This window comes from Aquabacterium soli (assembly GCF_003933735.1).
GTDB classification, from domain to species: domain Bacteria; phylum Pseudomonadota; class Gammaproteobacteria; order Burkholderiales; family Burkholderiaceae_C; genus Aquabacterium; species Aquabacterium soli.
The window spans coordinates 100,687-119,670 of record NZ_RSED01000004.1; the positions used below are offsets into that span (position 1 = coordinate 100,687).

Here is an 18,984-nt window from a genome sequence, read left to right on the forward strand (position 1 = left end):
TCAATCGAACCAGGCGGTCTCGGCCGGGCTGAGCGGCGTCAAGCTGTGCTTGCTGAACTGAAGGCGCGTTTCGTCGCCCGACGCCTCGGTCCAGCGCACCTGTCGCACGTGCTCGTCGCCCTGCAACTCGATGCGTGTCACGAAGCGGCCGAGCGAAGCCTCGCGTGGGAGCAGGTTCAAGCGCCAGCCGCGCGCACCATCCAGCACCAGTTCAGCCTGGAAGCGCGAGGCCAGCGCCTTGATGTCGCCAGCCAGCAAGGCCAGCAGCAGGTCGTTGACCATGCGCAGGCCGGGCTCCTGGCGTGTTTCGACGGTGTTGTTGCCGCCAGAGGCATCCAGCGTGCGGATGCGGTCGCGCGTGACGACGATGGTCGACGCGAACGGCTCGCGCGTGGCCCAGTGCACGCCGCGCCCACGCGCCATCACGAAGGCGCCGCGCGACACCAGCGGGCGCTTGAAGCCCTTGAGCGTCTTGGTCTGCTCGAACTCGCCGCGCAGCACCGGGGGCGCGGTCAGGCGGCGCCCCAGTTCGGCCAGCGGGTCGGTTGAGACAGTTTGCGCGTGCAGCGGCCAAGTGGCCGCGCTGGCGGTGATGAGGGCCCATGCACACAGCAGATGGCGGCGGGCCTTCATGCGCGCTCTCCCGTGCCCACGCTCACACCCAGCTTCTGCCACAGCACCGGCGGGCACACCCAGCACATCTCGCGCGTGGCGATGTCGACCGCCACCTGGATGGAACTGGCCTTGGTCAGCACCTGGCCGCTGTCGGCGCAGCGCACCTGGTAGTCGATCTTCAAGCGGTTCTCCCATTCGACGATGCGGGCGCGAATGCGCACCTTCTGCCCGTACACCAGCGAACGCACGTACTTCAGCCGCATGTCAACGATGGGCCAGGCGTAGCCCGATTCCTTCATCTGCGGATAGTCGTAATCGAGCCGGGCCATCAGCGCATTGCGCGCGATCTCCAGGTACTTGACGTAGTTGCCATGCCAGACCACATCCATCGGGTCGAGGTCATGGAAGGCGGGCGACAGCTCGATCTCGTGCGACAGATCGGGCGTGCTTGCGAGCTTGGTGTCATCAGCCATGGTAGGGCTCCCAGCGTCCGGCACGCAGGCCCGTCAGCAGGCGCTGCAGGTCGATGTCGAGCGCGCGGTCTTCTTCCACCAGCGCCACGTCATCCGACAACTGGGCCAGGAAGTCGGCCAGGGCGGGCGGCAGGCGCCCTGCATCACCCAGGCGCTGGCGCAGGGCCATGGCCTGGCGCGCGGCGATCATCATGCCGGCCAGCACCTGCTCGGTCAGCTCCAGCACGCGCAGCGCGTCGCGCGCGGCGATGGTGCCCATGCTCACCTTGTCCTGGTTGTGGCACTCGGTGGAACGCGAGAACACCGAGGCCGGCATGGTCTGCTTGAGCGCCTCGGCCGTCCAGGCCGACACGCTGATCTGCAAGGCCTTCAAGCCATGGTTGATGGCCGCACGCGGGCCGGTCGCGCCTGACAGGTTCGAGGGCAGCCCGTGATTGAAACGGGTGTCGACCAGCAGGGCCAGCTGGCGGTCCAGCACATCCGCCACGTTGGCCACCACGTTCTTGAGCGTGTCCATCGCCAGCGCGATGTGGCCCCCGTAGAAATGGCCGCCATGCAGCACACGCTCGCCATCGGGATCGATCAGCGGGTTGTCGTTGGCGCTGTTGAGCTCGTTGGCGATGGTCTGGCGCATCCACACCAGGGCGTCTTCCAGCACGCCGATCACATGGGGGGCACAGCGCAGGGAATAGCGGTCCTGCAGGCGCTTCTCGTTGCGCTCGGCCTGGTCGGCCTGCAGATCGTCGCGCAGGCGCGCGGCCACGCGTTGGGGCCCAGGGTGCGGCTTGAACGCGAACAGCGTCTCATCGAAGTGGTGCGCATTGCCGGCACTGGCCCACACGTTGCAGGCCGTCAGCCGCGTGGCCAGATCAGCCACGGCAGCGGCCCGTCGCCAGGCCAGGCAGGCCAGGCCGGTCATCACCGAGGTGCCGTTCATCAGCGCCAGCGCCTCCTTCGGGCGCAGCTTGAGCGGTGCCAGGCCGATGCGCGGCAGCACATCGGCCGCGCGCTGGCGGCTGCCTTCGAACCACACCTCGCGTTCGCCGCACATCACCGCGGCCACGTAGGACAGCGGCGTCAGATCGCCGCTGGCACCCACCGAGCCTTCGGCCGGGATCAGGGGCAGCGCATCGTGCACCAGCAACTGCTCCAACTGCACCAGCAATTCCCAGCTCACTGCCGAAGCGCCCTGGCACAAGGAGGCCAGGCGCGCCGCCAGCACGGCCCGTGTCTCTTCGGGCGTCAGGAAGCGCCCGGCGCCGATGCCGTGGTACGTATAGAGGTGGTGAGGCAGCTCGGCCACCAGCTCGGGCGGCACGCTGACCGTGCACGAATCGCCATAGCCGGTGGTGACGCCATAGACCACGCCATCTTCTCGCAGCAAACGGTCGAGAAAGGCCGCGCCACGCTCGATGCGCTCGCGAAAGGCCGGTGCCGCATCGAGCCGGGCCAGGCGCTGTCGGGTGGACAAGGCCACCACGTCGTCGACGCTCAGCGGGCTGCCGTTGAACACCACCGCCTCGGCGGATCCAGGACCTTGTTGCATCGTCGTCATCACTGCTCGGGCATCACTGGCGGCTGCTCACCTTGCCGCCAGAAGGGAAAGAAATTGAACCAGGCCATGGGCGAGCGCACCAGCACCGACTCCAGCCAGGTGGCGAAATCCTGCGCATGGCCGGCCATGGCCTCTTCGCGCCGGCCGCGCGGCAGCACCACGGATTCGGCCAGGCGCTGCACGCGCAGCACATAGCCCTCGCCATGCACCGCGTCGTGCTCGCGCACGCAGGCCATGGCGTACAAGGGGCACTTGAGCAAGGCCGCCAGCACGTAAGGGCCGACCGGCCAGCGGGCCTGCGCGCCCAGGAAGGTGGCCGACACCGTGGTGCTGTGCGACACCGGCACGCGGTCACCCGCGATGGCCACGTACTCGCCCTGCGCCACCTTGTCGGCCAGCATGATGGCCGTGGCGGGGCTGATCTCGGTGACCTGGATCAGGCGCACCGGGCTGTCCGGGTGCAAGCGCTGCAACAGGCGGTTGAAGCGCTCAGCATGCACCGTGTGCACCAGCACGTTCAGGCGCACCCCACGATGGCGCTCGGCGCTGATGCGGCACAGCTCCATGCAGCCCACATGGCCCGTGACGATGATAGCGCCGCGCCCCTGGTCTCTCAGAGCCAGCAGACCTTCTTCACCGAACGAGCGCAGGGCTTCGCCGCCGAGCGCGCCGCTCATGGCCAGCAGCTTGTCGAGGATGGTGTCGGCGAAGGCCAGCAGGTGCTGCAGCGATTGCCATGCACCTGGCTCACGCCCCACCGAGGCACCTTTCAGGCGCTTGTGCGCATGCAGGCGGCGCAGGTAATCCAGCGATGACTCACGCGCCAAGGGTTTCGTGGCCCAGTAGTAAGCCACCACCGGGTACAGGCAGAGCCGGAACGGCGTGCGCCCCAGCACACGGTAGATCCAGAACAGCAGCCGGATGCCGCCCACGAAGGTGGCCTCGTTCAGGCTGGCCCAGTGCGGCGCAGCTGGGGACTGGGCCTGCGGCGGTGGCGGCACGGCGCTGCTCATCAGGCCACCTTGCGCCACAGCAGCAGCGGCAGGCGGGCCAGCATGCCGGCGAACAGCCGCGCGTGCATGCCCGAGATCAGCACGTTGTCCTTGAGCAGCTTGAAGTGCGATATGCCATCGAGCGGGTAGGACACGCGCGTGGGCACGCTCACCAAGGGCACACGGCGCCAGTGCAGGCGCACCAGCAGCTCGGGATCGAAATCCATGCGGCGCCCCAGGCGCACCTGGTCGATCAGGCCTACCACCGGCGCCAGCGGGTAGACACGGAAGCCGCACATCGAATCACGGATCTCCAGCGACAGGGTGTTGATCCACACCCAGATGTGCGTGGCGTAGCGGCCGTACAGGCGCCCTTTGGGCACGGATTCGTCATACACCGGCTGGCCGCAGATCACGGCCTGGGGGTGCTCGCGCGACAGGGCCAGGAAGGCAGGGATGTCGCCCACATCGTGCTGGCCATCGGCATCGATCTGCAGCGCATGCGTGAAGCCCAGTGCCAGGGCCTGGCGCAGGCCGGCCATCATCGCCCCGCCCTTGCCCTGGTTCTGCGCCAGGCGCACCAGGGTGAGCGCGGGCGCGTGCACCACGGCCAGCGCATCCAGCACGGCAGCGCAATCGGCATGGCTGCCGTCGTCCACCACCACCACGTCCAGCCCGCGCTCACGCACGGCCCGCACCATCAGGCCGATGGTGTCCGGGTGGTTGTAGCAGGGGATGACGGCGACGGTGCTATGCATGGTGTGCTGGCGCCTGGCCAGCCTCGGTGGGGTGTTGCGGCTGCGGCGCACGCGACCACAGCACCTTGCCGCTGGCGTGATCGGTGCGGGCATCGCGGTGCAGCGAGTAGAGCTTGAAGGTCAGGCAGGCCAGCGATGCATCAGCGCTGACACCACCCCAGCGCAGATCGGCCATCAGCGTGGTGCCGGGCTGCACCGGGCGCATGAACTTGAGCACGTCCATCCGCACGAAGTGCGAGGGCACGTCGAAGCACTCGCGGGCCAGCGTGATGGCCCAGTGCAGCTGGGCCACGCCAGGCAAGATCGGCGCCTGCGGGAAATGCCCGTCGAACACACGCAAACCAGCGTGGATGTCGAGCGCAGCCAGGGCCTGATCGCCATCGCGCAGATGCCATTGCACCGGCGGGAAATCCTTGTGCAGGCCAGCTGGATTGACCTCGGCATCATCGCCGCCCGCCCCGGGCACATCGAAAAGCGCCAGCAGCAAGGCCTGCGTGACTTTGCCCTGCGCATTGACCGGCAAGGCCTCTGCAAAACGCCAGCGCCGCGGCAAGCCCACGGGCTCGATGCGATCGGCCAGCACCTGACGCAGGCGCTCAGCCAGTGCGCGCCTGCCCGCCGCGGCCTCGGCCCAGCCTGCCGGCGTGGGCACCGCCACCACGCCGATGCGCGGGCCGATCGGGGTGTCGACCACCAGGGCGCGCGCTTCGGCCAGCCAGGGCGTGCTCACCAGGGCCTGCTCGATGGCGGCCAGCGAGATGCGTTTCTCTTCGATCTTGGCGATGCGGTCGCCTCGGCCCAGCAAGCGGAACCCGCCGTCTGCCAGGGCCTCGACGCGATCCCCTGTGGCCCACCACGCATCGCCCGCCACACGCGCCGAACGGATGCACAAGGTGCCGTCGGCATCGGCGCGCCAATCGACATCGGCCAATGGGGTCCACGGCAGATCGGCCTGCAGCGCGCGGCGCCAGGCCATGCCGCCCGTTTCAGAGCTGCCCAGCACCTCCACGGGCGTGTGGCCCAGCAATGCCGCGGCCTGCCGGGATACCTCGAAGGGCAAAGGCCCGCCGGAAGAAAACACCGCACGCAAGGCGCCACGGGCCTGGGCCCAATCCAGGAGCCCCGACATGCGCTTGAGGTGCGCCGGCGTGGTCACCAGCAGCGAAGCGCCCTGGCTGCCCACGCGCTGGGCGATGTCTTCGGGGTAAAGCAGGCGTTGCGTGGCCATGGGCCGGCCGGCGCGCAAAGGCCACAGCACCAGGAACAGCAGCCCGTAGATGTGCTGGTGCGACACCGTGGCCCACACGGTCATCGCGTCTTCCCACGAGGCGGCGAAGGTGCTTTCCAGCACGTCCAGCTCCAGCGACAACTGCAGCAAGGTCTTGTCGATGGCCACCGGCTGCCCCTGCGAGCCGGAGGTGAACACCTGCAGCCGCGCCTGCGATAGGTCGAGCGGACCCGTCGCATGCAACGCTGCCAGGGACGGCGCCGGGTTAGAGGCCATCAGCCCATCAGGCAAGGTGCCTGCCATCTCGCAACCACGCTGCTTGAGCAACGCCACCGTCGCCGGCAGGTCATCGCCCGGCAGCAACACGGTCTTGCCAGCGTGCCAGGCGCCCAACAACGCGGCCGAGAAAACCAGCGGATCGTCGTGGTACAGCGCCCAATCCGTGGCCGCCTGCCCGGCAAAAGCTGCATGCCATGCGGCCACCAGGGCACACCACTGCGCATGCGTCACCACCTGATCGCCCTGCAGCGCCACGCGACGCGCAGTCTCAGGCGGGCGCACCGCCAAATCGCTCAGAGGCCACATCACCGCGCGGCCCTCAAGGCGGCAGTCTGAGCACGGTCTTCGCGGCGCACACGGCGGCGAACCAGCCACTCGATGCCGGCCAGCGCCCCCATCAGCCCGTAGGCGATGCCACCGTTGTACAGCGTCCAGGTGGCGTCGCTGGCGTACAGCGCCGTCCACAGCGCAATGCCGCCATTGATCGCAAAGAAGCCGCACCACACCTGGGTCACGCGGCGCGTGTAGGCAATGGCCACGGGCGGCAGCTCGGGCTCACGCAGGCGCGCCAGGCGCTCGACCAGGCTGGGCGGGTGCACCAGGCTGGCACCGAACAGCACCAGCATCACAGCATTCACACCCACCGGGTAGAGCTTGAGCGGCAGGTAGCCATTGCTGAACCAGGCTGCAGCGGCCAGCAGCACCGCACCCACGCCCACGCTCCAGGCCACCGAGGTCTGGCTCACGCCCAGGCGCACCAGGCCCAAGGCCACGAGCAGCACCGCCAGCCAGCGCGGCTCGATGTGCCCCTGGCTGAAATAGATGATGACGGGATAGCTCAGCGTTGCCAGCAGCAACACCGCGCCACCCAGGCGCCCCTTGTCAGGCATTGGCCTTGCCCGCGTCCACCAGGGTGTGCAGGGCATCGACCACATCGGCGATGGTCTTGACGGTCTTGAAGATTTCGGGCTGCAAGCGCTGGCCCACCAGCGGCTTGAGCTGCACCATCAGGTCGACCGCGTCGATGCTGTCGATGTCCAGGTCTTCGCGCAGGCGCGATTCAGGACGGATGGTGGCGGGCGGGATGTCGAAGGTCTCGCCCAGGATGTCCACGATGCGCTGAAAGATGTCGTCTTTGTTCATGACAAGTCTCTTGCAAGGGATGCTCAGCGGGTGCGCTGCGCAGTCACGAAGGCCGCCAGGGCCTTGACGGAGCCGAAGTGCCGGCGCGTTTCTTCCGAATCGGACGACACGGACACCCCGTAACGCTTCTGCAGCGCCAGTCCCAGCTCCAGGGCGTCGATCGAATCCAGGCCCAGGCCCTTGACGAACAGGGGCGCCTCGGCATCGATGTCATCGGGCGTGATGTCTTCCAGGGCCAGCGAGCTGATGATCAGCTCCTTGATGTCCTGGTCCAGCGTTGTGGTGTCAGCCGTCACAGGCGGTCTCCTTGGCAAAGTAGTCGGCGAGGTAATCGGTCAAGCGCCGCGCGGCCAGCGCATCGCTGGTGCATCCCTGTGTCACGGCGGCCACGGACAGGTCGTCCTGGATGCGGAAAATGAAGTGGGGCCGGCGCGCCGGGATGCGCCACCAGGGCTCGCCCTTGGTCAGCGTGGACGGCTGGCAGCGGATCACGACAGGCGTGACATCCACTCCGCCCCTGACCGCCACGTTGGCCGCACCACGCTGCAATTGCAGGGCCTGTCCCACCACCGAGCGCGTGCCTTCCGGGAAAATGATCAAGTGGTTGCCGCGCTGCAAGGTGGCGATGCAGTCGCCCACCATCGCAGGCCCTGTCTCGTTGTGGATGTAGCCTGCCGTGCGCACCGCCGCCCGAGTGAACGGATTGTGCTGCAGGGCGGCCTTGACAACGCAGTCGGCACGCGGTGTGAGCGCGATCAGGAACACCACATCGATCAGCGAAGGATGGTTGGCCAGGATCAGCAGGCCTGAACGCTGCAACTTGTCCAGCCCGTGCACCTCGTAGCTGAGCACCCCAAGGGTACGCATCAGTCCCACGAAAAACCTGAACAGGTGATGAATCATTCGCCTTGCCAGGACCGATTGGCGCAGGCGATCGCGCACCAGCAGCGACAGCAGGGGAAACACCACGAACCACAGCAACAAGCCTCCGACACCGAAGGTGGTGAAACACACGGCGGTGGCGATCAAACGCCTCAACCGGTCCAGCAACTCAAGCAACATGGCTGCTCCAAAACCAGGCGGCACCAGGGCGATCATGCGGGCGCTGCAATGACGCAAGCTTGTCCGCCACAAGGCCCTGCCTGGCTTGCCAGACACTCAACACCTGATGGAGCACGGCCAGCCCGGCAGGCATCGCCGGCTGCGCCACATCGGTAGAAACGGACCGCAGTTGCCCGCCCGCCTCACCCACGGACAAGGCCACGCGCACACCCTTCTGCGGCGCGGGCTCGACATGGGCGGCCGCCACGCGCCACGCCCAAGCGTAGTCCAACGCAGGTTCGTCATGAAAGCAGGCGTAATCAGCCGGCAATGGTGATTCGTAGTAAACCACCAGCACTTCGGGTGCCCCATCGGCCAGCAGGCCGGCGGCTTCGGTCAGCGCCGCGGCCACGGTGGCGCGCCCGGCAGCCACCACCACCGAATTGGCCGTGTCACCACGGGCCATGGAATACAGCGCCGCCACCGCGTTGTGCACAGACAGGCCAAAACCGGTGGGCGACAAGGGTTGGCCTTGCGCCAGATCACCCAGCAGTGCCAGCGATCGGGCGGCATCGCCATAACGTGATGCGAACACCACTGGAACGTCTTCTCGGGGTTCGTGGCACCAGTAGGCCACCTGGCAGGCCATGCGGCCCAGCCGATCGATGCGCCGACGCATCATGGCGGGCATCTCGCTCAGCGGAGGAACGGTGTCAGCATCTTGGGGGGGAAAGGCCACGGGGCGTGACGCCCAGTCCAGCCAGTCGGCGGGATCCGTGAGTGCGCCAGCGTACGCCGCCCATTGACGTATCAGGAACTCAAAATGCACACACCCACCCACGCAGTCACGGCCAATCTGTAAATCATGGGCCACCTGTGACTTGGATCAGGCTCGGCCTCCCGCCAGGCCGGCACGCTGCCCAGGGGCGGCGCTAAGCCATTTTCACAATTTTACAATGACACAGCGCCCTGGACGCCCCCTGGAAACCAGGGGGGATCGGCCGGAACGCCCTGTATTCAATGCCCGTCTGAACGGGCGATGTCCAACAGGTGATTGACCTCGTCGCGGTGCAGACGCACATTGCGCCGGTGCCACCAGCCGATCAGCGCCATCACTGAGGCCACCACAACACCAAAGGCGGTGATGGCACCGAAAGCGGAAAGACCAGCCTTGGTGGTGCCCGCATACATGGCCCCCAGCAGCAGGATGCAGGCCTGCTCGTTGAAGTTCTGGACTGCGATCGAGCGCCCTGCGCCCATCAGGTTGTGCCCACGGTGCTGCAGCAACGCATTCATCGGCACCACCAGGAAACCGCCCAGGCCGCCCAGCAGCACGAAGAACGGGATGGCCACGTGCAGGTCCCGGATGGCGTTCATGAAGATCACCAGCAACCCCATGGCCACCCCCATCGGGATCACCCGCGTAGCCCAGTCCAGACGCATCCAGACAGAAGCGACGATGGCGCCGACGGCCGTGCCCACCGCCACCACGCCCACCAGCGAAGAAGCCTGCGTGGTGCTGTAGCCCAGGGCCACGCCCGCCCACGCCAGCACGATGTAGCGCAGGTTGCCCGACACGCCCCAGAACAGCGTGGTGGTGGCCAGCGAGATCTGGCCCAGCTTGTCACGCCACAGGCGCTGGTTGCACAGCCAGAAGTCGTAAGTGAGCGAAAAGAGATTGGCCGGCAGGGGCTGCAACGCAGACTCGGTCCGCGGAATGCGCAGGTTGAACAGCGCCGCCGCGATGTAGAACAGCACCATGCAGGCGATCGCGGCCTCTGGCGGCGTGTCGATCCCGGTGTCGACGAAGGGCAGGTCCAGCGCCAGCAGGTGCGGCGCCACATGCGCGCCCATGAGCTGGCCGCCCAGCACCACGCCCAGGATGATGGACGTGATGGTCAGGCCCTCAATCCAGCCATTGGCCTTGACGAGTTGCGAAGGCGGCAGCAGTTCGGTGAGGATGCCGTACTTGGCGGGCGAGTAGGCTGCGGCACCCAGCCCCACCAGGGCATACGCCACCAGAGGGTGCGTGCCGAACAACATCAACAGGCAACCTGCCACCTTGATGGTGTTGGACACGAACATCACCTTGCCTTTTGGAAAGGCATCGGCGAACGCCCCGACGAAGGGGGCCAGCACCACATAGAACAGCGCGAACATCGGCACCAGCGCGGCACGCTGCCACTCCTGGGCACCTGATGTCTTGAGCAGCTCGACGGCCGCCACGAACAGCGCGTTGTCTGCAAGCGAACTGCAGAACTGCGCCGCCATGATGGTGTAGAAGCCTTTTTTCATCGTGGGCGGGGCGGTGACAACGTGGGGGCCATGCAATCTGAAATAGGGCGTGTCGCGTTCCGGACAACCGGGGGCCGGTTATAGCATGCCACCTGTGGCAGCCATGGCTGAGCCCCCCCTGTGGCCCCGGCTTGCGGGGGCTGGCAAAATACCGATATGCCCCGTCCGCTTGAAGCTCTGATCCACCTCGATGCCCTCCACCACAACCTGCAACGGGCCCGGGATTCGGCCCCCGATGCGCAGGTCTGGGCGGTGGTCAAGGCCAACGCGTATGGCCACGGCATCGAGCGTGTCTTCGAAGGACTGCGAAGCGCCGATGGCTTCGCGCTGCTCGACATCGCCGAGGCAGAGCGCCTGCGCAAGCTCGACTGGCGCGGCCCCATCCTGTTGCTCGAAGGCACCTTCGAGGCCCGGGATCTGGAATGGTGCTCGCGCCTGAATCTGTGGCATGCCGTCCACCACGAGGCGCAGATCGACTGGCTGGCCCAGCACAAGACCGAGTGGCCGCACCGGGTGTTCCTCAAGATGAACACCGGCATGAACCGGCTGGGCTTCACGCCCGACGCCTTCCGCAACGCATGGGTGCGGCTGTCGGCCCTGACGCAGGTGGACGAGATCTCATTGATGACGCACTTCTCCGACGCCGATGCACCACGTGGCATCGCACACCAGTTGGCCATCTTCGAAGCCACCTGCGCCGACCTGCCCGGCGAACGCAGCCTGTGCAACAGCGCCGCCACCCTTCGCCACGCAGAATCCCCCAAGGTGCGCGGCGACTGGGTGCGGCCCGGCCTGATGCTGTACGGCGCCGTGCCCGACTACCCTGAGCACCGGGCCGCCGACTGGGGGCTGCGCCCGGCCATGACCCTGCGCTCGCGCCTGATCGGCATCCAGCACCTCCAGCCCGGCGACACCATCGGCTATGGCAGCCGGTTCACGGCCACGGCCCCCATGCGCATCGGCGTGGTGGCCTGCGGTTATGCCGACGGCTACCCCCGACACGCGCCAGACGGCACCCCCGTGCTGGTCGAAGGCGTGCGCGTGCCCATCGCCGGGCGCGTGTCCATGGACATGCTGTCGGTGGACCTGACGGACGTGCCCCATGCCAGCCTGGGCAGCGAGGTGACACTGTGGGGCCAAGGGCCCGCCGTGGCAGGCCAACCTACCCTGCTGTCCATCGACGAGGTTGCCGAGCACTGCGGCACCATCGGCTACGAGCTGATGTGCGCCCTGTCCATGCGGGTGCATTTCGAGGTGCTGCACCCGCACGACGCCTGACCTGACCATTGCCCCAACATCCCACCAGCATGGACACCGACGCCCAACGCCACCACCTCCGCATGACCGTGCTGATGACGCCCGACATGGCCAATTTCTCGGGCAATGTGCACGGCGGCACCATCCTCAAGCTGCTCGACCAGGTGGCCTATGCCTGCGCCAGCCGCTACGCCGGCACCTACGTGGTCACGCTGTCGGTGGACCAGGTCACCTTCCGCCAGCCCATCCACGTGGGCGAGCTGGTCACCTTCCTGGCCTCGGTCAATTACACCGGCACCTCGTCGATGGAGATCGGCGTCAAGGTGGTGGCCGAGAACATCCGCAACCAGGTGGTGCGGCATGCCAACAGCTGCTTCTTCACGATGGTGGCCGTCAACGACCAGGGCAAGCCGACCAGCGTGCCGCCCCTGGTGCCAGAGACGCCCGATGAGCACCGGCGCTTCGCCGCGGCCAAGCTGCGCCGCGAACTGCGACAGGATCTGGAGCGCCGCTTCAAGGCCATCCAGGCCTCGGCCCCTGCCGCACCTCCCGAAGACGACACCGTCTGAGCGGGCCCAGGGCAGAGGCTGCGGCTACAGTCTCGCCCATGGCCAAAGAGAAAACCGTCTACACATGCACCGAATGCGGCGGCACCAGCCCCAAGTGGCTGGGTAAATGCCCGCACTGCAACGCCTGGAACACGCTGGAAGAAGGCCGCGCCGAAACCGCGCCCAAGAACCGCATGCAGGCCCTGGCCCGCGGGCTGGCCGCGCCGCAGCCCGTCACAACGCTGTCGGAGATCGAAGCAGGCGATGTCTCCCGCACCCCCACCGGGCTCGATGAGCTCGACCGCGTGCTGGGCGGAGGCATCGTGGCCGGCGGTGTGGTGCTGATCGGCGGCGACCCCGGCATCGGCAAATCCACCCTTTTGCTGCAGGCCCTGGATGCGCTCTCGCGCCAGATGCCCGTGCTGTATGTGACCGGTGAGGAAAGCGGCGCCCAGGTGGCCCTGCGCGCCCACCGGCTGGGCCTGGAGGGCAAGGCCGTGCGTGTGCAGGCCGAGATCCAGCTTGAGAACATCCTGGCCACGCTCGATGCCGAGAAGCCCGCCTTCTGCGTGATCGATTCCATCCAGACGATCTACAGCGAGCAGCTCACCTCGGCACCAGGCTCGGTGGCCCAGGTGCGCGAATGCGCCGCCCACCTCACGCGCACGGCCAAGTCCACCGGCTGCGCCATGGTGCTGGTCGGCCACGTGACCAAGGAAGGCGCGCTGGCAGGCCCGCGCGTGCTGGAACACATCGTCGACACCGTGCTGTATTTCGAAGGCGACACGCACAGCAGCTTCCGCCTGGTGCGCGCCATCAAGAACCGCTTCGGCGCCGTCAACGAGATCGGCGTGTTCGCGATGACGGAGAAGGGTCTCAAGGGCGTGACCAACCCCAGCGCCATCTTCCTGTCCACACATGGCGAACCGGTGCCCGGCTCGTGCGTGCTGGTCACGCTGGAAGGTACCCGCCCATTGCTGGTCGAGATCCAGGCGCTGGTCGATGAGGGTGGGCCCAGCCCGCGCCGCCTGAGCGTGGGCCTGGAGCGCGACCGCCTGGCCATGCTGCTGGCGGTGCTGCACCGCCACGCCGGCATCGCCTGCGGAGACCAGGATGTGTTCGTCAACGCCGTGGGCGGTGTGCGCATCAGCGAGCCAGCGGCCGACCTGGCCGTGTTGCTGGCCATCCAAAGCAGCCTGCGTGGCCGCCCCCTGCCCAAGGGCTTCATCGCCTTCGGCGAGGTGGGCCTGGCGGGCGAGGTGCGCCCCGCGCCGCGAGGGCAGGAGCGCTTGAAGGAAGCGGCCAAGCTGGGGTTCACGACGGCCATCGTGCCGCGCGCCAATGCGCCCAAGAAGCCCATCGAGGGGCTGACGATCCACGCGGTGGACCGCATCGAGCAGGCGGTGGACCTGGTGCGCGGGCTGTGAGGCCGAGGCGGCCCGCCAGGCTCAGCGCCTGAGCGTGGCCTTCAGGTTCAAGCCTGTCGCCAGCAGGGTGCCGAAGTAGACCACCGCAGCCCCCACCAGGCAGGCCACCAGCAGCCCCACCCGCTCCCAGGGCTGATGCCTCAAGGCCAGCCAGTCGAAGGCGTGCGCCGCCCACCACAGGCCCCCAGACAGCAAGGCCGTGGCCAGCACCACCCGGCCACCGAACAACCACCAGCCCGGCCCGGCCTGGTAGCGCCCTGCCCTGCGCAACCCCCACAGCAGCAGCCCTGAATTGACCAGCGAGGCCAGCCCGATCGACAAGGCCAGCCCGGCCTGGGCCAGCCAGGGCACGAAGATGAGGTTGAGCAGTTGCGTCAGCACGAGCACGCCGATGCCGATGCGCACGGGTGTGCGGATGTCCTGCGTGGCGTAGAAGCCCGGCGCCAGGATCTTCACGCCCACCAGGCCCATCAGGCCCACGCCATAGCCCATCAGCGCCAACACGGTCTGCTGCACATCGGCATCGGTGAAGCGGCCATAGTGGTACAGCACGGCCACCAGCGGCTTGGCGAAAAGCAGCAGGCCGACGGCGCAAGGCAGCGCCAGCAGCACGATCAGGCGCAGCCCCCAGTCCAGCAGGCCCGAGAACTGGGCGTGGTTGCCGCTGGCCTGCGCCTTGGACAACTGCGGCAGCAGCACCACCCCCAGCGCCACACCGAGCAGCGCGGTCGGAAACTCCATCAAGCGATCGGCATAGGTCAGCCAGGACACCGCGCCCGCGCCCAGGTGCGACGCGATCTGCGTGTTGATCAACAGCGACAGCTGCGCCACCGACACACCCAGCAGCGCCGGGCCCATCTGCCGAAGGATGCGGCGCACACCCTCGTGGTGCCAGGCTGCGGACAGCGCCGCGCGGCTCGTGGCGATGCGTGGCAGCACCCCGCGGCGAGCCAGCGCCGGAAACTGGATGGCCAGTTGCAGCACACCGCCCAGCATCACGCCCACGGCCAGCGCCAGCACCGGGTCCCAGCCCTGCTGACGGAACCACGGGGCCACCAACAAGGCTGCGATGATCATGGCCACGTTCAGCAGCACGGGGGTGGCCGCCGGCACCGCGAAGTGTCCCCAGGTGTTGAGCACACCGGCACTCAGGGCCACCAGCGACATGCAGGCGATGTACGGGAACATCCAGCGCGTCATCAGCACCGCGTCGTCGAAGCCACCGGATTCCTTCAGCCCCGAGGCCATCATCCAAACCAGCACAGGCGCCCCGATCACGCCCAGCACGGACACCAGCAGCAGCACCCAGAACAGCACCGAGCCCACCGCGTTGATCAAGCGGTGAGTGGCCTCATCGCCCTGGCGGGCACGGCTTTCGGCGAGGATGGGCACAAAGGCCTGCGAAAAAGCACCCTCCGCGAACAGCCGGCGCAACAAATTCGGGATGCGAAAAGCCACCTGGAACGCGTCGGTCGTGGCGCTGGCCCCGAACGCCGCCGCGATGAGCAACTCGCGCACCAGGCCGGTGATGCGCGAGGCCAGTGTCAGCAGGGACACGATGGAGGCGGATTTGAGCAAACTCATGGGCGCGGATTATGGGGCCGCAAGCTGGATGCCCCGCCCACCCCTGGTCAGGGGCGCCACAACGCGTTATACTGTTCGGCTTTCCAACCAACTCTGGCTTTGCAGGGTGCGAATTGGATGATCGGGTTTGCCAGTTCTGGCTGGCTTTGATCACTCAGGCATCCGCAAGGCCCAAAAATCATGGCATCTGCATCGAAGGTCAAGAAGACCGTCCGTATCGCCTCCGGCCGCAAGCGCGTCCGCCAGGACGTCAAGCTCAACGCCGCCAACTCGGCCCTGCGTTCGAAGTTCCGCACCGCCATCAAGGGCGTGCTCAAGGCTGTTCAAGCTGGCGACAAGACCAAGGCTTCCGAAGCCTTCAAGGCCGCCCAAAGCGTGATCGACTCCATCGCCGACAAGGGCATCTTCCACAAGAACAAGGCCGCTCGCCACAAGAGCCGCCTGGCCGCCAAGGTCAAGGCCCTGTCCCTGGCCGCCTGATCCAGGCCCGCCCCACGCTGCCCCCACAGGCAGCGCCCGCAAAAAAGCTCGCCCTTGGCGAGCTTTTTGTTTGCCGATTACGCTGAGCAACCGAGCGAGGCGCGCGGTTCATTAAGGCCTGGCGAAGCCGGCCGCCCCCAACGGCATCCGACGATCCGGCTCCGCCGGTCGCATGGATGCGCCCCCTTGAGGGGGCCGGCGAAGCCGGTAGGGGGTGGGCCTCAACCAGAGGTGGGCCTCAATCCGGCAATATGCAACCATCGAACAACTGCAAGTCGTTGTCCTTGGCGAAGTTCATGACGAAATCCCAGGCCATGGGCTCGAGCTTGCGCAGGGCCTCGTTGACCACGACGCACTTGACGCCGGCCAGGGTGGTGGGGAAGCAATAGGGGGAGTAGCCGATGTGCGCCCCCGGCCCGCCGCGCGCGCCGCCGGGGCGGAAGCTCGACATGGCCCCGGCCAGGCGCTCGGCCCAGTCGCTGGGGCGAAACTGCCGCCCATTGGACGTGATGCCCTGGATGAAGACTTCTCGCGGTTTGCCGGCGGCGATGGCCGCGGCAGCCGTGGAGGCCGAAGAAGAGGCCGGAACGGAGCTGGACACGTTGGAAGATCCCACGGTCTGTTCAATGGGTGCATTGACAGGTTGTACAGGCACGGCCGCCGGTCGTGTCGGCTCGCCGCGGTGGCTCGGCGCGGGCACGGGAGGGTGATCCTGGGCCAACGCCGGATCTGAGGACACAGGGTCTGAAACCGTTTCCATCAGAAGGCCCTCCATTGTCCATTGAGTTGGACACAATCGCAACATCGGTGCCAGTGGTCTTGCGCCCTCTCGGGCACCAGCCAAGGGCCAACCCTGAGCTCGGCGCGGCACGACACCCACGTTTGCATTTTCGGCAATCGCCGTGCCGGCTTGATGACAGCCACGGTGACAGGGGCCGTGCGCATTCCTTACAATGGACCGGCGCAGTCTCCATGCACTGCGCTTTTTTCATTGTCAGATCACAGCGAGAGACCCCATGACTGCCGCCGCGCCCATGCCCCACGTGATGCCCACCTACGGCCGCCTGCCCTTTGCCCTGTCGCACGGCCAGGGCTGCCGAGTCTGGGACACGGACGGCAAGGAGTACCTGGACGGCCTGGCAGGCATCGCCGTGAACACCCTGGGGCACAACCACCCCAAGCTGGTACCGGCGCTGCAGGATCAGATCGCCAAGATGATCCACTGCTGCAACTACTACCAGGTGCCGCTGCAGGAAGAACTGGCCGCGCTGCTGGTGCGTCATTCCGGCCTGACCAACGCCTTCTTCTGCAACTCGGGCCTGGAGGCCAACGAGGCGGCCTTGAAGATCGCGCGCAAGTACGGCCACGGCAAGGGCATCGACCTGCCCGAGATCGTCGTCTATGAAAAGGCCTTCCATGGCCGCTCGATCGCCACGCTGTCGGCCACCGGCAACCCCAAGGTGCAGGAAGGCTTTGCGCCCCTGGTGCCGGGCTTCGTGCGCGTGCCGCTGAACGACATCGCAGCCCTGGAAGACGTGGCAGCCACACGCCCCAAGGTGGTCGCCGTGTTCCTGGAAGTGATCCAGGGCGAAGGCGGCATCAACCCCGCCACCAACGATTACCTGCGCGCCGTGCGCAAGCTGTGCGACGACAAGGGCTGGCTGCTGATGCTCGACGAAGTGCAGTGCGGCATCGGCCGCACCGGCAAGTGGTTCGCGCACCAGTGGGCCGGCATCCAGCCGGACGTGATGCCGCTGGCCAAGGGCCTGGGCTCGGGCGTGCCGGTGGGCGCCGTGGTGTGCGGCCCGAAAGCGGCCAATGTGCTGCAGCCGGGCAACCACGGCACCACCTTCGGCGGCAACCCGCTGGCCATGCGCGCCGGGGTCGAGACGCTCAAGATCATGGAGGCCGACGGCCTGATGGCCAACGCCGCCACGGTGGGCGCGCACCTCAAGGCTGCGCTGCAGCGCGAACTGGGCGTCCTGCCCGGCTTCGTCGAGATCCGTGGCGAGGGCCTGATGCTGGGCATCGAACTGGACCGCCCCTGTGGCGTGCTGCTGGGCCGTGCGGCCGAGGCAGGCCTGCTGCTGAGCGTGACCGCCGACAAGGTGATCCGCCTGGTGCCCCCGCTGATCCTGACGCAGGCCGAGGCCGACCAGATCGTGGCCATCCTGGTGCCGCTGGTGAAGCAGTTTCTGAGCGAAACACCCAAGGCGTGAACATGAAACCCGGTCACAGCCTGCTCAAGCATTACCTGCAGTTCAAGGACCTGCGCGCCCAGGAGTACCACTACCTGTTCGAGCGCGCGGCCCTGATCAAGAAGCGCTTCAAGAACTACGAGAAGTACACCCCGCTGGCCGACCGCACGCTGGCCATGATCTTCGAGAAGGCCAGCACACGCACCCGTGTCAGCTTCGAGGCCGGCATGTACCAGATGGGCGGCTCGGTGGTGCACCTGACCACCGATGGCAGCCAGTTGGGCCGCAGCGAGCCCATCGAGGACAGCGCCCGCGTCATCTCGCGCATGGTGGACATCGTGATGATCCGCACCTACGAGCAGGCCAAGCTGGTGAAGTTCGCGGCCAACTCGCGGGTGCCGGTCATCAACGGGCTGACCAACGAATACCACCCCTGCCAGATCCTGGCCGACATCTTCACCTTCATCGAGCACCGCGGCTCCATCGAGGGCAAGGTGGTGGCCTGGGTGGGCGATGGCAACAACATGGCCAACACCTGGCTGCAGGCGGCCGAGCTGCTGGGCTTCACGGTGCACGTGAGCACGCCCAGCGGCTACGAGATCGACGCCGAGGTGGCCGGCATCAGCGACACCGGTTGCTATAAGGTCTTCAAGGACCCGATGGACGCCTGCCGTGGCGCGCACCTGGTCACCACCGACGTGTGGACCAGCATGGGGTTCGAGGCCGAGAACGAAGAGCGCAAGAAGGCGTTTGCCGATTGGTGCGTGGATGCGGAGATGATGGGGGTGGCTGCACCTGATGCGCTGTTCATGCACTGTTTGCCGGCGCATCGGGGCGAAGAGGTCGAGGCCGAGGTGATCGATGGGCCGCAGTCTGTCGTGTGGGACGAGGCTGAGAATCGCCTGCATGTTCAGAAGGTGCTGATGGAGTACCTGCTGCTGGGACGGATCGGCTGATCGCGGATGGTTCGCATGCGTGTGTCTTGAGCGCCTTGCGGGGCAGCGCGGGGCACGGGATGTGGTGGCATCCGGCCGGGTGCCTTGAGGGTGCCGAGGAGCGGAGCGGCGCGGTGGGCATGTGCGCAGCACATGCTTCGTTCAACTGCATGGCC

General features: G+C 67.1%; 20 protein-coding genes. 6 read left to right on the plus strand and 14 right to left on the minus strand.

The annotated features are described in order from the left end of the window. The 12 genes from EIP75_RS06120 to lplT all read right to left on the minus strand — a co-directional run bounded on the left by EIP75_RS06120 (position 1) and on the right by lplT (position 10,379). Positions 1 to 633: an outer membrane lipoprotein carrier protein LolA gene (locus EIP75_RS06120; protein WP_125242361.1), complete on the minus strand. Its 633-nt coding sequence runs from the start codon at positions 631 to 633 to the stop codon at positions 1 to 3. Beyond that, the gene (locus tag EIP75_RS06125) at positions 630 to 1,088 is read right to left on the minus strand and encodes an acyl-CoA thioesterase (protein WP_125242362.1); all 459 of its coding nucleotides are present in this window, start codon (positions 1,086 to 1,088) and stop codon (positions 630 to 632) included. Before EIP75_RS06125 ends, EIP75_RS06120 begins: the two co-directional genes overlap by 4 nt. Further along, positions 1,081 to 2,643 (minus strand): HAL/PAL/TAL family ammonia-lyase, encoded by a 1,563-nt coding sequence (locus EIP75_RS06130; protein ID WP_233584705.1) that lies wholly within the window; start codon positions 2,641 to 2,643, stop codon positions 1,081 to 1,083. Before EIP75_RS06130 ends, EIP75_RS06125 begins: the two co-directional genes overlap by 8 nt. Beyond that, complete coding sequence (locus EIP75_RS06135) at positions 2,643 to 3,656, minus strand: lysophospholipid acyltransferase family protein (protein ID WP_125242363.1); 1,014 nt, start codon at positions 3,654 to 3,656, stop codon at positions 2,643 to 2,645. Before EIP75_RS06135 ends, EIP75_RS06130 begins: the two co-directional genes overlap by 1 nt. Then, on the minus strand, positions 3,656 to 4,393 hold the full coding sequence (locus EIP75_RS06140; protein WP_125242364.1) for a glycosyltransferase family 2 protein: 738 nt from the start codon (positions 4,391 to 4,393) through the stop codon (positions 3,656 to 3,658). Before EIP75_RS06140 ends, EIP75_RS06135 begins: the two co-directional genes overlap by 1 nt. Continuing rightward, the gene (locus EIP75_RS06145) at positions 4,386 to 6,206 is read right to left on the minus strand and encodes an ApeI family dehydratase (protein ID WP_125242365.1); all 1,821 of its coding nucleotides are present in this window, start codon (positions 6,204 to 6,206) and stop codon (positions 4,386 to 4,388) included. Before EIP75_RS06145 ends, EIP75_RS06140 begins: the two co-directional genes overlap by 8 nt. Further along, positions 6,206 to 6,790: a COG4648 family protein gene (locus EIP75_RS06150; protein WP_125242366.1), complete on the minus strand. Its 585-nt coding sequence runs from the start codon at positions 6,788 to 6,790 to the stop codon at positions 6,206 to 6,208. Before EIP75_RS06150 ends, EIP75_RS06145 begins: the two co-directional genes overlap by 1 nt. Then, the gene (locus EIP75_RS06155) at positions 6,783 to 7,043 is read right to left on the minus strand and encodes an acyl carrier protein (RefSeq protein WP_125242367.1); all 261 of its coding nucleotides are present in this window, start codon (positions 7,041 to 7,043) and stop codon (positions 6,783 to 6,785) included. Before EIP75_RS06155 ends, EIP75_RS06150 begins: the two co-directional genes overlap by 8 nt. 23 nt (positions 7,044 to 7,066) lie before the next feature. After that, positions 7,067 to 7,339, minus strand: a complete 273-nt coding sequence (locus EIP75_RS06160) for a phosphopantetheine-binding protein (RefSeq protein ID WP_233584706.1) — start codon at positions 7,337 to 7,339, stop codon at positions 7,067 to 7,069. Continuing rightward, positions 7,329 to 8,105, minus strand: coding sequence for a lysophospholipid acyltransferase family protein (locus EIP75_RS06165; protein ID WP_125242368.1), 777 nt, complete (start codon positions 8,103 to 8,105; stop codon positions 7,329 to 7,331). The genes EIP75_RS06160 and EIP75_RS06165 overlap by 11 nt, the downstream gene beginning before the upstream one ends. Further along, on the minus strand, positions 8,095 to 8,958 hold the full coding sequence (locus EIP75_RS06170) for a beta-ketoacyl synthase chain length factor (protein WP_338014908.1): 864 nt from the start codon (positions 8,956 to 8,958) through the stop codon (positions 8,095 to 8,097). Before EIP75_RS06170 ends, EIP75_RS06165 begins: the two co-directional genes overlap by 11 nt. 143 nt (positions 8,959 to 9,101) lie before the next feature. Next, entirely contained in the window at positions 9,102 to 10,379 is a 1,278-nt protein-coding gene (gene lplT / locus EIP75_RS06175) for a lysophospholipid transporter LplT (protein WP_125242370.1), read from the minus strand. Positions 10,380 to 10,535: 156 nt separating this feature from the next. On the opposite strand from lplT, the gene alr reads away from it, so the two are divergent. Genes alr through radA form a run of 3 tightly spaced genes read left to right on the plus strand, consistent with a single transcriptional unit; the run spans position 10,536 to position 13,611 of the window. Further along, a complete protein-coding gene (gene alr, locus EIP75_RS06180) occupies positions 10,536 to 11,657 on the plus strand; it encodes an alanine racemase (RefSeq protein ID WP_125242371.1) in 1,122 nt (373 codons plus the stop codon). 29 nt (positions 11,658 to 11,686) lie between these two features. After that, positions 11,687 to 12,205: an acyl-CoA thioesterase gene (locus EIP75_RS06185; RefSeq protein ID WP_233584707.1), complete on the plus strand. Its 519-nt coding sequence runs from the start codon at positions 11,687 to 11,689 to the stop codon at positions 12,203 to 12,205. Between the two features lie 38 nt (positions 12,206 to 12,243). Then, positions 12,244 to 13,611 carry a DNA repair protein RadA gene (radA, locus tag EIP75_RS06190; protein ID WP_125242372.1) on the plus strand — a complete coding sequence of 456 codons (1,368 nt, stop codon included), beginning with the start codon at positions 12,244 to 12,246 and terminating at the stop codon, positions 13,609 to 13,611. 21 nt (positions 13,612 to 13,632) lie between these two features. Here the strand turns inward: radA and murJ are convergent, their stop codons facing one another. Then, complete coding sequence (gene murJ, locus EIP75_RS06195) at positions 13,633 to 15,195, minus strand: murein biosynthesis integral membrane protein MurJ (RefSeq protein WP_125242373.1); 1,563 nt, start codon at positions 15,193 to 15,195, stop codon at positions 13,633 to 13,635. Between the two features lie 180 nt (positions 15,196 to 15,375). Between murJ and rpsT the strand changes: the two genes are divergently transcribed. Next, complete coding sequence (gene rpsT, locus EIP75_RS06200; protein WP_125242374.1) at positions 15,376 to 15,675, plus strand: 30S ribosomal protein S20; 300 nt, start codon at positions 15,376 to 15,378, stop codon at positions 15,673 to 15,675. 238 nt (positions 15,676 to 15,913) lie between these two features. On the opposite strand, the gene EIP75_RS24435 is transcribed toward rpsT, so the two are convergent. Next, positions 15,914 to 16,225: a DUF3579 domain-containing protein gene (locus EIP75_RS24435; RefSeq protein WP_233584726.1), complete on the minus strand. Its 312-nt coding sequence runs from the start codon at positions 16,223 to 16,225 to the stop codon at positions 15,914 to 15,916. A 466-nt stretch (positions 16,226 to 16,691) separates the two neighbouring features. Between EIP75_RS24435 and EIP75_RS06210 the strand changes: the two genes are divergently transcribed. Further along, positions 16,692 to 17,894, plus strand: a complete 1,203-nt coding sequence (locus EIP75_RS06210) for an aspartate aminotransferase family protein (RefSeq protein ID WP_125242376.1) — start codon at positions 16,692 to 16,694, stop codon at positions 17,892 to 17,894. A gap of 2 nt (positions 17,895 to 17,896) precedes the next feature. Then, positions 17,897 to 18,829 (plus strand): ornithine carbamoyltransferase, encoded by a 933-nt coding sequence (gene argF, locus EIP75_RS06215; RefSeq protein ID WP_125242377.1) that lies wholly within the window; start codon positions 17,897 to 17,899, stop codon positions 18,827 to 18,829. Positions 18,830 to 18,984: the final 155 nt, after the last annotated feature.